This window comes from Streptomyces sp. GL_148 (assembly GCF_057834205.1).
In genome coordinates, this window is sequence record NZ_CM174396.1 from 8,035,959 (window position 1) to 8,048,307 (window position 12,349).

The 12,349-nt window shown below is 74.5% G+C and carries 10 protein-coding genes and 1 pseudogene; 4 read left to right on the forward strand and 7 right to left on the reverse strand.

Translation table 11 applies throughout. The annotated features are described in order from the left end of the window. Positions 1-123 precede the first annotated feature (123 nt). The 3 genes from AC3IYI_RS36300 to AC3IYI_RS36310 form a co-directional block, all read right to left on the reverse strand. The gene (locus AC3IYI_RS36300; RefSeq protein WP_489407679.1) at positions 124-1,791 is read right to left on the reverse strand and encodes a sigma-70 family RNA polymerase sigma factor; all 1,668 of its coding nucleotides are present in this window, start codon (positions 1,789-1,791) and stop codon (positions 124-126) included. A 76-nt stretch (positions 1,792-1,867) separates the two neighbouring features. After that, the gene (locus tag AC3IYI_RS36305; protein WP_489407680.1) at positions 1,868-2,278 is read right to left on the reverse strand and encodes a DUF4180 domain-containing protein; all 411 of its coding nucleotides are present in this window, start codon (positions 2,276-2,278) and stop codon (positions 1,868-1,870) included. Then, positions 2,271-2,786 (reverse strand): helix-turn-helix domain-containing protein, encoded by a 516-nt coding sequence (locus AC3IYI_RS36310; protein ID WP_489407681.1) that lies wholly within the window; start codon positions 2,784-2,786, stop codon positions 2,271-2,273. Before AC3IYI_RS36310 ends, AC3IYI_RS36305 begins: the two co-directional genes overlap by 8 nt. Positions 2,787-2,900: 114 nt before the next feature. On the opposite strand from AC3IYI_RS36310, the pseudogene AC3IYI_RS36315 reads away from it, so the two are divergent. Beyond that, positions 2,901-3,943, forward strand: a pseudogene (locus AC3IYI_RS36315) (S66 family peptidase). 173 nt (positions 3,944-4,116) lie between these two features. Then, on the forward strand, positions 4,117-6,186 hold the full coding sequence (locus AC3IYI_RS36320; protein WP_489407682.1) for a tetratricopeptide repeat protein: 2,070 nt from the start codon (positions 4,117-4,119) through the stop codon (positions 6,184-6,186). 86 nt (positions 6,187-6,272) lie between these two features. On the opposite strand, the gene AC3IYI_RS36325 is transcribed toward AC3IYI_RS36320, so the two are convergent. Beyond that, positions 6,273-7,073 (reverse strand): IclR family transcriptional regulator, encoded by an 801-nt coding sequence (locus tag AC3IYI_RS36325; RefSeq protein WP_489407683.1) that lies wholly within the window; start codon positions 7,071-7,073, stop codon positions 6,273-6,275. Positions 7,074-7,159: 86 nt separating this feature from the next. On the opposite strand from AC3IYI_RS36325, the gene AC3IYI_RS36330 reads away from it, so the two are divergent. Together AC3IYI_RS36330 and AC3IYI_RS36335 are read left to right on the forward strand one after the other, a co-directional pair. Then, on the forward strand, positions 7,160-7,804 hold the full coding sequence (locus AC3IYI_RS36330; protein WP_489407684.1) for a bifunctional 4-hydroxy-2-oxoglutarate aldolase/2-dehydro-3-deoxy-phosphogluconate aldolase: 645 nt from the start codon (positions 7,160-7,162) through the stop codon (positions 7,802-7,804). Beyond that, complete coding sequence (locus tag AC3IYI_RS36335) at positions 7,801-8,856, forward strand: sugar kinase (RefSeq protein ID WP_489407685.1); 1,056 nt, start codon at positions 7,801-7,803, stop codon at positions 8,854-8,856. The genes AC3IYI_RS36330 and AC3IYI_RS36335 overlap by 4 nt, the downstream gene beginning before the upstream one ends. A gap of 76 nt (positions 8,857-8,932) precedes the next feature. Here the strand turns inward: AC3IYI_RS36335 and AC3IYI_RS36340 are convergent, their stop codons facing one another. The 3 genes from AC3IYI_RS36340 to AC3IYI_RS36350 are packed head-to-tail and all read right to left on the reverse strand — an operon-like array spanning position 8,933 to position 12,304. After that, on the reverse strand, positions 8,933-9,817 hold the full coding sequence (locus AC3IYI_RS36340; protein WP_489407686.1) for an aldo/keto reductase: 885 nt from the start codon (positions 9,815-9,817) through the stop codon (positions 8,933-8,935). Then, positions 9,814-11,016 (reverse strand): serpin family protein, encoded by a 1,203-nt coding sequence (locus tag AC3IYI_RS36345; protein WP_489407687.1) that lies wholly within the window; start codon positions 11,014-11,016, stop codon positions 9,814-9,816. The genes AC3IYI_RS36340 and AC3IYI_RS36345 overlap by 4 nt, the downstream gene beginning before the upstream one ends. 43 nt (positions 11,017-11,059) lie before the next feature. Beyond that, the gene (locus AC3IYI_RS36350; RefSeq protein ID WP_489407688.1) at positions 11,060-12,304 is read right to left on the reverse strand and encodes a serpin family protein; all 1,245 of its coding nucleotides are present in this window, start codon (positions 12,302-12,304) and stop codon (positions 11,060-11,062) included. Positions 12,305-12,349 lie beyond the last annotated feature (45 nt).

Consider the following 12,349-nt stretch of genomic DNA (forward strand, 5'->3'; position numbering starts at 1 on the left):
TATCTTGCCCTCATTTTGAATCATTGCGGGGAGATCGCACCGGCGGGGTGCGGCGGAGCGGGCAGAGCAGGGGACCGGGGGGAGAGTGTCGGCGGACCCGGCCCGGAAGCCGGGCCGTGAGGGTCACATCCGGGCACCGAAGTTCTGCGTCCACCACGGGCCGCCGTCGCCCTGGTGGATGCCCACGCCGATGTCCTTGAAGGAGCAGTTGAGGATGTTCTCGCGGTGGCCCTGGCTGTTCATCCAGGAATCCATGACGGAGGCCGCGGTCCGCTGTCCCTTCGCGATGTTCTCCCCGTAGGTGGACCAGCGGTACCCGGCGGCGGTGGTCCGCTTGCCCGGGTCCGCGCCGTCCGGGTTGGTGTGCGAGAAGAAGTCCCGCCGCGCCATGTCGTCGGAGTGGCCCTGGGCGGCCGTACGCAGCTGCGCGTCGTCCTTGAGCGGCCCGCAGCCGGCCTTCGCGCGCTCGGAGTTGACCAGGGATATCACCTGGGCGACGGTGCTGCCGCCCGGCGGGGCCGGAGCGGGGCTCTTCGGCGGGGTGGATTTCGGGCTCGGCTTCGGGGTGGGCGTGGGGGTCGGCTTCGGAGTCGGGCTCGGAGTCGGGCTCGGGCTGGGGCTCGGCGAGGCGCTCGCGGAGGCCGACGCCGAGGGGCTCGGGGTGGGGGAGGCCGGCTCCGGGGGCGACGCGGCCCCCGCCTGCGGAGCCACGAGCGCGGCCGCGGGCGCCTCGGGGGAGTCGGCGGGGGGCCGGGTGGCGAGGTAGGTCAGCCCGCCTCCCACGACACAGGCGGCGAGTACCGCGCCGCCGATCACCCGGCGCCGGCCGCGGGTGCGCCGCTGCCTGCGCAGCGAGGCGCGTCCGTCCCCGGGGACGGACGCCGATGCGAACTGCGCCCCGCCGCCGTCGGAGGGGCCGGGGCCGCCGCCCGGGGCGAAGGAGCCGCCCGCGTCGTACGCCGAAGCGGTGGTGGCCGGCCCCGCGGCGGTGAAGCCGGAGGCCGTGGCCGCCCGTACGCCCGCGAGCAGCGCCGCCGAGACCGGCAGCAGCGCCAGCCCGGCCAGCAGTCCTTCGGCCGGGACCAGGCCGTTCCACAACCCGCCGCACCGCAGGCACGCGCGGGCGTGCCGGGCTATGCGCTTGCGCCACAGCGCCGAGGGCAGGCCGTCCCAGCTCGCCACCACCACCCGCAGGTCCTCGCAGGGCGGCTGGGCACCCAGTGCCCGCTCCACCACCCGGGCCGCCTCCAGCTGGGCCTTCATCCGCTGGACCCGTACCGCTGTGTGCTGCGCGGACAGTTCCAGCGCCTGCGCCATCTCCGCGCGGGTCAGCTCCCCGGCGCACTCCAGCCACCACAGGGACAGCAGCGCCCGGTCGTCGGGCTCCAGCCAGCGCGTGGCACGGGCCGTCTCGCGGCGCTGGCCCTCCAGCTGGAGCCGTACGACGGTCAGGTCCACGAAGTCCGCGCCGGGATCGGCGAGCTCCCAGGCCGCTTCCAGTCCGCTCTCGCCGGGGGCGCTCCGGCGGGCCTGCCAGTGGGCGCGTACCCGGTTCATGGCGATCGCGACCAGCCAGGACCGGAAGCTGTGGTCGTCGCGCAGGCCGCCCAGCCCGTCGAGTGCCCGCAGCATCGTGTCCTGGACCACGTCGTCCACGTCGACCGAGCCGTTCAGAGCCCGCCCGACGATGTTGTAGACCAGCGGCAGATAGGCGCTGACCAGGTCGTCCTGAGCGCGGGGATCGCCCGCGCGGGCCGCGGCGACCAGCGCTGCCGTGTGCTGAGTGCTCATAGAAAAGTCCCTGTCCGTACCGGCGCTCGATGATGCCCAATACCTGGGAGACCGTCGAGGGGGACTTTGATAACGCTTATCCGCCGAACGGTTCTGCGGATGCGCAATCCGGAGCCTCCCCGGCCGGTGCGAGCCTGGCGGCCAGGGCGTCGAGATCGGGCAGGAACCAGATGTGGCGGCCCTCGTTCGACTCCCGTACGAGATCGCGCAGGGCCGAACTCTCCCCCAGGTGGCGCGAGAGGTCGCCCACGACCACCAGGCGGACCCGGTAGTTCACGAACTTCTGCATGATCGCCCCGGCGAGCCCGCTGCGCAGGTCGAAGAAGCGGGCGTCCAGCCGCTCCACCGGGACGGCGACGACGTCGGTCCGGTAGAAGGCGCCGCCGATCAGCTGGTCGAGCGCGTCCTGCTCGGTGGCGACCGGCGGTCCGTCGGCGGCGCAGACCAGGACCGGTACGCCGTGGTGTTCCACCAGGAGGTCAGCCACGGTGCACCGCCTCCGCGTCGTGGTCCAGGCCGTGGTCCAGGTCGTTCCCCATGCCGTTGCCCGGGCCGAGCACCCCGTCGACCAGCTGCAGCAGATCGGCGGTGGTGGCGGCGTCGCCGAGGATCACGATCTTCATGCGGGCCCGCTCCTTGTCGTAGACCGTCTGGACGCGCAGCGCGGCCGGGGTGGCCCGGGGGGACTGCGCGCTCGCCGTGACGAGGTTCGCGAGCCGGTTCGCCGCGTCGGGACCGATCGCGTCGATCTGCACGATGCTCGACACCTCCAGGTGCCGCCTCGGCGCCTCCCCGGCGCCGGAGGGATCCTTGGCGCCCGGGTCGGGGCGGCTCGTCAGGGCCTCGAAGTCCGCCCGGCTGATCCGGTACTGCTTGCCGATCCGGACTGCTTTCAGCCGGCCGTCGCGCACGTAGTTCCGGACGGTGCGCACATGCAGCCCGAGCAGCTCGGCGACCTCGCCGACCGAGTACAGCTCGCGTCCTTCATCACTCATACGTCCGGATCCTACCCGAGGAGGTGCGAATGCAGCATGATAGGGAATGTTAGGGAAGAGGGAGGCTCGGAAATTCCCTACGGGGGCGGCCGGGCCCGCTCCTAAGATCAGGCGATGACGGATCCTCGTTACCCCGCCAAGCCCCGCCCCGGAGACCGCGTCGCGGTGCTCTCCCCTTCGGCCGGGCTGCCCGCGCTCTTCCCGCAGCCCTACGAGCTGGGCCTGCGCCGGCTCCGGGAGGAGTTCGGGCTGGAACCGGTGGAGTATCCGACCACCCGGAAGATGGGCGCGAGCCCGCAGGAGCGGGCCGCCGACCTGCACGCCGCCTTCGCCGACCCCGAGATCAAGGCCGTGATCGCCAGCATCGGCGGCGACGACCAGATCACGCTGCTCCCGCACCTCGACGCCGATCTGCTGCGCGCCCACCCCAAGCCGTTCTTCGGCTACAGCGACAACACCAACCTGCTCCTGTACCTGAGGAGCCTCGGGCTGGTCGGCTACCACGGGAGCTCGGTGATGGTCGAGCTGGGACGGCCCGGCGCCATGCATCCGCTGACGGCCGGGTCCCTGCGGGCGGCGCTGTTCACCTCGGGCGAGTACGAGCTGTCCGCCGCGGGCGCCAGCGGGGACGTGGGCGGCCACTGGGACGACCCCCGCACCTTCGACGCCGAACCGGACCTGGAGCCGGCCAAGGGCTGGACGTGGCACAACGCCGACCGGGTGGTTCAGGGCAACAGCTGGGGCGGCAATCTGGAGATCATCTCCTGGCTCCTGATGGCCGACCGCCTCGTACGGCCCGTCGAGGAGTACGCGGGCGGGGTGCTCTTCCTGGAGACCTCGGAGGACATGCCGCGCGCCCAGGACGTCTACTGGATCCTGCGCAGCATGGGCGAGCGCGGACTGCTGCGGCAGTTCCCCGCGCTGCTGATGGGCCGGGCGAAGAGCTGGTCCTTCGAGAAGCGCCTCGACACCGAGGAGCGGGAGCGCTACCGCCACGAGCAGCGCGAGGCGGTCCTGCGGGCCCTCGGCGCGTACGCCCCCGACACCATGGCCGTCTTCGACGTGGACCTCGGGCACACCGACCCGCAGCTCGTGATCCCCGTCGGGGGCCGGATCCGGTGGACGGCCCGGCCCGCCGCGTCTTCGTCACGTACTGACGAACATCCCCACCCAGTAGCTCCGTTGGGGTTCCGCCGGCCGGGTACGGGGTGACAATGGGGCTCCCACGGGACGTGTTGGGGGCGGCATGCCGGCGTTGCTCTTCAGGGGATCCGGCCGGGCGCGGGGCTGGGCCGGATACCTCGCTTCGGTAGGGCTCGGAGCAGGTGCGGTGGCGTTGGCGGCGGTGTGGACCTCGGGGCCCTGGGCCGCCGGGATCGGCGCGGCCGTCACCACGCTGTCCGGACTGGCCGCCGAGCGGATGCGGCCCAGCGCCGACCCCCGGCCCGCAGGGGAGGTGCTGCGCACGGCGGCGGGCAGGCTCCCACTGCTGCGCCACGTGGACCGCCCCGAACTGGCCGGAGTACACCCGGCCGAGGCCGCCGCGGCCCCGCCCCCGTACATCCGGCGCGACGCCGAACCGGAGCTGCGCGCCGCCCTGGAGCGGACCCGCTTCGTCCTCGTGGTGGGGGAGTCCACTGCGGGCAAGACCCGGCTCGCCTACGAGGTGGCCCGTGCCCGCTACCCCGGGCACGCCTTCGTCCGCCCGCTCTCCCGCGCCGCGCTGGCCGAAGCGGTACGGATCGCCGGGCGGCGGCGCCGCGCCGTGCTCTGGCTGGACGACTTGGAGGACTTCCTCGGCGCGGGCGGCCTGGGCGGCGCACAACTGGCCTCCCTGCGCACGGCGGTGGTCATCGCGACGATGCGAGTCCAGGAGTACCGGCGCTACGACGCCCGTGAGGAGAGCAGGCTCACCGGCTCCGACCGGGACGCCTGGCGGGCCCAGCGCGACCTGCTCCACCAGGCGGCCGTCATCAGGCTGCCCCGCCACTGGTCCGCGTCGGAGCGGGGCCGGGCCGCCGCCCACCGGGGCGATCCGCGCATCGGGGCCGCGCTGCGCGCGGGCGAGCGGTTCGGGGTGGCCGAGGTGCTCGCGGCCGGTCCGGAACTCCTGGCGGCCTGGGAGAACGCCTGGGCCCCGGGCGCCAATCCACGCGGCGCCGCAGTGGTCGCGGCGGCGGTGGACTGCCGCCGGGCCGGACTGCGCCGCCCGGTGAGCCGCGCCTGGCTGCGCGAACTGCACGCCCCCTACCTCGCGGCCCGGGGCGGCGGGGACCTCCAGCCCGAGCCCTTCGCGGAGGCGATGGACTGGGCGTGCGCCGCCGCCTACGCCACGAGCGGGCTGCTCATCGGCAACTTCGGGGCCGGATTCACCGCATTCGACTACCTGTTGAACGCCCCGGGCAACGGGCCGGTGCCCGACCACCTGTGGCGCGGACTGCTGCCGCTGGTGGAGCCCGCCGACGCCTACGACATGGGGCTCGTCGCCCATCAGGAGGGCCGCCTCGCGCGGGCCGTCGAAGCCCTCGGCCTCGCCTCTCGCGGCGGGGTCCCCGGCGTCGAACTGCCGCTGGCCATCGCCATCGGGGACTCCGGGAAACCGCGACGGGCCGCCGCCGATCTGGCCGGGATCGCCCACCGGCGCGCCGGCCGGCTCGGGCCGAGGCACCCCGACACCCTGGCGGCGCGGCATCAACTGGCCTTCTTCGTAGGGGAATCGGGAAACCATCTGGCCGCCGCGGCCCAGTTCGCAGAGCTGCTCGCGGACGTGGCGCAGGTGCTGGGGCCCGACCACCCGGACACCCTGGCGGCCCGCCATCAGCTGGCCTACTTCACCGGCGAGGGCGGCGATCCCCGCGCGGCGGCCCGCCAGTTGGAGGGGCTGCTGGCCGACCGCTTACGGGTCCACGGCGGCGGCCATCCGCAGGTGCTCGCGACCCGGCGCAGCCTGATCTGGTTCCGGCCCTGTGAACCGGTCTACGCGGAAGCCGAGTTGAGGCGACTGCTGGCCGAAGCCGAAGCCGCCGAGGGGATCGGGCCGGACGATCCGCACACGCTCGCCGTCCGGGGGAGCCTGGCGGCGCTGGCGGCCCGCGCGGGGCGCACCGCCGAGGCGGCCGTGGCCTGGGCGGAGCTCACCGCCGACCGGACCCGGGTACTCGGCGAGGACCACCCGCACGTGTTCTACTCCCGCCTGGAATGGGCCCGCGCCTTGCTCGCCCGGGACCGGGCCCCCGAGGCGGCCGAGGTGCTGACCGGCGCTCTCGCGCGGGCCGAGTCCGTCCTGGAACCGGGCCACCGGCACCTGCGGACGGCCCGGGAACTGCTGGCGCGGACCGCCGGCCGGGCCCCGGCCGCCGACTGGCCCGAGGACTCGCGGCGCGCGGCCGACCCCGGCTGACCGCTCGCGGCCCCCGCTGACCGGCTCACGGCCCCGGCTGACCGGCTCGCAGCCCCGCTGGCCGGCTCGCGGCCCCCGGTGGCGGGCTACAGCAGCGGTGCCAGGGCCCGGGTGGCCGCGAGCAGCGCGGGCGCGTAGGCCTCGATCTCCGTGCGGGAGACCAGGAAGGTCACGGTGGTGATGCTGACGCCGCCGATCGGGCGGCCGCGGGAGTCGAGGATCGCGGCGCCGATGCAGCGGATGGTCGCCTCGTTCTCCTCGTCGTCCAGGGCGAACCCCCGATCCCGCACCCTCTCCAGCTCCGCCTCCAGGGCCTGAGGCGTGGTGAGCGTCTTGGGCGTGCGGCGCGGCAGCCCGGCCGCGGCGACCAGCTCGCGGGCCTCGTCCCCGGGCAGCTGGGCCAGGATGCTCTTGCCGATCGCGGTCGTGTGCAGCGGCATCCGCATGCCGACCCGCGAGGCGGTCTGGAAGGGCTGCTCGCTCTCCAGCTTCCGGATGTAGGTGATGGTCTCCCCACTGTGCAGGGCGAGATGGACCACCTGCCCGGTGGCCTCCTGCAGTTCCCGCAGGATCTGCTCGATGCTGACCGGCTCCCCGCCGCTGACCAGGGCGGACAGTCCGCGCAGCCGGGGGCCGACGCCGTAGCGGCTCTCGCCCTCGGAGCGTACGAAGCCCTGCTCGATCAGCGAGGCCAGGATGCGGAAGGTGCTCGACTTCGGCACGGCCGCCGCGGCCACGACATCGGTGAGCCGGTGCGGGCCGCCGGGCGCGGCCACGGCTTCCAGGATCCGCATCGACTTCTCCAGCGCCGTACCCGCGGCGGAGGTCCGGCCGCCTCGGGCAGTGCCTTCGGCCTCCGCCGACTCGGGCCTTTCGTCCGTGGACAAGGGATCTCCAGGGGTGGGTATGGTCTGCACCAGAAGTTCCGTTACACGATACCAAGTTCCGTTACGTGGAACAAATGGAGGCTCCTTTGTCCTGTCACCCGTACGCGGTCATCGTCGCGCAGCGACTGCTGCCGGTCCTGCGCAACGCCGACGCGGACGAGGCCGTCCGCAACACCGCCGCCCTGCTCGCAGCCGGCTGCCGCGCCGTCGAACTCACCACCTCCACCCCCGGCTGGGCCGAGGCGGTGGCCCGCACCGTGCCGCTCGCCGACGCACAGGGGCGCTCCGCCCTCATCGGCGTCGGCACCGTCACCACCGCCGAGTCCGCGCGGACCGCACTCGACGCGGGCGCCGCCTTCCTCATCTCCCCCTACCCGGCCCCCGAGGTGCGAGAGGTCGCCCGGGAGCGCGGGGCCGTCTTCATCGAAGGCGGCTTCACCCCCGGCGAGATCGCCTCCGCGGTCCGGTCCGGCGGTGCGGCGAAGGTGTTCCCGGCCCACGTGGGCGGCCCGCAGTTCATCCGCTCCCTCAAGGCCGTCCTCCCCGACGCCCTGATCATCCCGACCGGCGGGATCAAGCCCGGCGAGGCCGGCGACTGGCTCGCCGCCGGCGCCGCCGCCGTCGGGATAGGCAGCGGCCTGCCCGCCGACCCGGGCGAACTGGCCGCCGTCTTCGCCGCCCTCGCCCAGCCCTGCTGCGGCGACTGCGCGGGTACGGAGCGGCGACCGTGACCGGGGCCGGGCCCCTGACCGGGGCTGTGGCCGCGACCGCGGCAGGGACCGCAGCAGGGACCGACCCGCAGGGGTACGACGTCCTCGTCCTCGGCGAAGTCCTCGTCGAGATCCACGCCGAAACCGCCCTGCGGGACGCCGCCGACGGCACCCTCGCCCGCGTCTCCTTCTCCGGGGACGCCCTCAACGCCGCGGCCGCGGCGGTCGCCGCCGGAGCCCGCACCGCCCTGCTCGCCGTCGTCGGCGAGGACGAGCTGAGCGTCCCGCTGCTGGCCCGCGCGGCCGAGCTCGGCGTGGACGTCTCCCACGTACGCCGCTCCCCGCGCCCGAACGGCGCCTACCTGCTCTGCGACGACACCGAGGGCGACCGCGAGTTCGTGTACTGGCGCACCGGCAGCGCCGGTTCCACCCTCTCGGTGGAACACGTCGAGTCCTGGCGGGACTTGCTGGCGGGCGCCAAGGCCCTCATCACCAGCGGTATCACCGGAGCCCTGTCGCCGAGCAGCCGTGAAGCCGTCCTGCTCGCCGCCCGGACCGTGCACGAGGCCGGCGGACACCTTTCCTACGACCCCAACTTCCGCTCCCGGCTGACCAGTCGGGCCGAGGCCCGCACGCTGTTGGCCATCATCGCCCCGCTGACCGGGCTGCTGAAGACCTCCTGCCCGGCCGACGCGCTGGCCATGGTCGACACCGACGACCCGGCCGAGGCCGCCGCCCGCTACCGGGCCCTGGGCGCCCGTACGGTCGCGGTCACCGCGGGCGCCGGCCGGCTGCTGCTGGACGACGGCACGGCAGCGGCGTACCTCCCGGTCCCGGTCAATCCCGACCCGGTCGACGCGACCGGTGCCGGGGACTGCTTCACCGGCACCGCCACGGCCCGGCTCGCGCTGGGCGACGGCCTCGCGGACGCGGTCGGGTACGCGATGGCGGCCGCCTCCCTCTCCGTGTCCGGCCGCGGCGGCACCGGACGCATCCCCGATTTCACCGACACGGCCGCCCTGGCGGCCGCCCACCGAGACCACCTCCTCGGCACAGGACAGGCGACGACATGAGCACGGTGGACAGCAAGGACGCCCATCGCCGACGGCTCGGTCCACGACTGGCAGGGAGCGGGCCCCGGCCGCCCGGCTACGCGGCTGCGAGCAGGGCAGTGTCCTCGGCCGACAGTCGCAGCGCGCCGGCGGCGACGTTCTCGGTCAGGTGCTCCGGGTTGCCGGTGCCCGGGATGGCGAGGACGTGCGCGCCCCGGCTCAGGGTCCACGCCAGGCGGAGCTGGGCCGGGGACACACCGTGGGCCCGCGCGAGATCGCGTACCGCCGGTCCCTCCTCGGTGACCCCGCCGGCCTCCTTGCCCGCGCCCGCGATCGCGAAGAAGGGGACGAAGGCGATGCCCTGCTCGCCGCACGTGTCGAGGAAGGCGTGCTCCTCGGCCGGCGAACCGATCCCGTACGCGTTCTGCACGCAGACCACGGGCGCGATGGCCCGCGCCTCGGCGAGGTGGTCCGGCCGTACGTTGGACACGCCCAGGTGCCGGATCAGCCCGGCCGTGCGCAGCTCGGCGAGGGCGCCGAAGTGTTCGGCGATCGAACCGGTCTCCGCCTGGCGCGGGACGCGCAGGTTGACCACGTCCAGGTGGTCGCGGCCGAGCTGGCGCAGGTTCTCCTCGACCTGCCCGCGCAGCTGCCCGGGCGTGGCCCACCACCAGTCGCCGGCGGCGTCGCGGCCCGGCCCGACCTTGGTGGTGATGACCAGCTCGTCGGCGTACGGGGCGAGGGCCCGGTTGATGAGCTCGTTGGCGGAGCGGGTCGCGGAGAAGTAGAAGGCGGCGGTGTCGATGTGGTTGACCCCCAGTTCGACCGCCCGCCTGAGCACCCCGGTCACCCGGTCCCGGTCGCTGGGGGAGCCGTCGGCGAGGTGCGTGAGGCGCATCGCGCCGAACCCGATGCGGCGGACCGGGAGGTCGCCGAGGAGCCAGGTGCCGGAATCGGCCGCGGTGATCTTGTCGGAAGTCATCGGACGAGGGTATCGGGGTCGGTGACCCAGCCCGCGAACAGCACCAGACCGGAGTCCCGGTCGACGGCGAGGAAGCCGAAGGGCCGGTCCACTTCGAAGTCGGCCTGCCGGACCCGGTACGACGGGACCCTCGCGGCCCCGCGGAACATGCCGACGGCCGTGACGGCCGCGGCCTCGAACCCCTCCGCGTGGAAGCGGGCCACGGCCGACTGGCGGGCCGAGCCGACCGCCAGCGGGACGCGGGAGATGCCGGGGAAGTGGCCGGGGCGGGCGGCCGCGGAGGTGAGCCCGAACAGCTCGGAGTGGAGCAGCAGGTCGTGCTCGGCGCGGATGTCGAAGGCCACCGTGCCGATCCGGACCACGGGGTCGGGGCTGGTCGAGTCCACGGTGCGCAGCGACAGCCCGGGACCAGCGGCGCCGTCGGGAAGCGCGCTCGCGGTCGAGGAGGCCAGCGCGCCGGTGACCTCGGCGATCCCGGTGGTCAGCACGTCTCCCGGCGCGGTCCCGGGCTCCCCGAGCAGCAGGTGCACGTCCACGCCGCGTGCGCCGGGCGCACCGGGTACGGAAAGCAGGGTGACCGGGCCGGAGGGCCCCCGGGCCACCCGGATCCGCTCGGGGAGGGCGTGGGTGACGGCCAGTCCGCGCAGCGAGCGCCCGGTCCAGGGGCCGTGGGGCGGCTGCACCGGCCGCTCGGAGAAAGGCTGTTCCCAGGTCAGGTTCAGCGCGAGCGCGGAGGCGAGGACCAGGTCGACGTGCGGACCGACCTCCACCGGCATCTTCTCGACGAGGCCGCCGGTTCGGTCGGCCGCCCAGGAGTCCAGGGCCTTGCGGTCGGTGTCCTCGTCGCCGGTCAGGACCGACCGGGTCCCGGCGGGGAGCCGGGCCGACCAGGCCTCCTCCAGCGGGAGGTCCCGCCTGGTCCACACGCCGGTGGCCGCGCGCAGGCCCCGTACGCCGTCCAATGCGGTCAGCAGCTCCCGGGCGGCTTCGGCCGCGGTGTCGGCGGGTATGCCGAGGGCCTCGGTCAGTTCGGTGCGGGCCGGGCCGTCGGCGCCGTCCGCGAGCAGGGCCAGTAGCGGCCAGAGCCCGGCCGCCGTGAACACCGTGCCTTCGGCCGTGTCCGGGGACTGCGCCCGCCACCGTGCCGCCGCCCAGCGTGCCGTCAGGCGGTTGACCGCCTCCACCGTCGAGTTGTCCATGCAACGGAGCCTACGGGCAAGGGCCGGGCGGAGCGGGAACTGCTCAACCCCACTCCTCGGCATCCAGCTTGGCCCAGGCCTCCGCTTCCTCCGCCTCGTGGTCCATCTCCTCGTAGGGGAGGGGGTCCGCCACCCAGCCCGCGGCGAGCACCAGGCGGGAGGTCCGGTGGACGGCGAGGAAGCCGAAGGGGCGGTTAAAGGCGACCTCGGCGTGTCGGACACGGTACCTCAGCCGGGGCATCGCGCAGGCGCCGACGGCCCCGATCGCCGTCACGGCGGCGGCTTCGAAGCCCTCGGAGTGGAAGCGCGCCACCGCCGACTGCCGGGCGGAGCCGACGGCCAGCGGTTCGCCGCTGATGCCCGGGAAGTGGCCGCTGCGGCTGTCGCGGGCGCTCTCCAGGCCGAACAGCCCGGCCGAGTCGAGGAGATCGTGGTCCGCCTCCACTTCGAAGGCCACCGTGCTGATGACGAGCCGGTGTTCGCGGCGTTCCGAGAGAATGCTGCCGATGTGCAGGCCCGGCCCAGGGTTCCCTTCGGGCAGCAGGCTCGCGCCCGTCGTCGGGATTGCCCGGGTGACGGCCGCGATACCGGCCTGGAGGGTCCGGCCCGGCGGGGCCTGCGGCTCGCCCAGGACGAGATGGACGTCGACTCCGCCGTCGCCCACCACCTCCAGCAGGGTGACCGGGCCGCCGGGCGCCCGGGCCACGCGGACCCGGTCGAGGAGGGGCGTACTGCGGCTCAGGCCCTGCACGGTCCGCCCCGACCAGGGGCCTTCGTCGATCTCGGTGGTCCAGGCGTGGAAGGGCTGGATCCACCGCGTGCGCAGCGTGAGCGCGGAGGCGAGCACGAAGCGTGTCTCCTCGTCGACGGGCACCGGCATTCTCTCGATGAGGCCGTCGGTGCGTTCGGCGGCCCAGGCGTCGAGGGCCTTGCGATCGGTGTCCTCGTCGCCGGTCAGAGTGCCCCGGGCTCCGGCGGGGAGGCGGTCCGACCAGGCCGTCTCCAGGGCGAGGTCCCGTCGCGCCCACAGGCCGGTGGCCGCGCGCAGGCCCCGTACGCCGTCCAGGGCGGTCAGTAGTTCCCGGGCGGCTTCGGCCGCCGCGTCGGCGGGTATGCCGAGGGCTTGTTCCAGTTCGGTGCGGGCGGGTCCGGCGGCGCCGTCGGCCAGCAGGGCCAGCAGCGGCCAGACCCCGGCGGCCGTGAACACCGTGCCCGTGCCGTCCGCCGCGGTGTGACCGGCCCACCGGGAGGTGAGCGCGTTGACCGCGCGTACCGTCTTCGTCTTCATGCGGGGAGCGTAAGGGTTGGGGCGCCGCCGGGCCGCGTCGTTTTT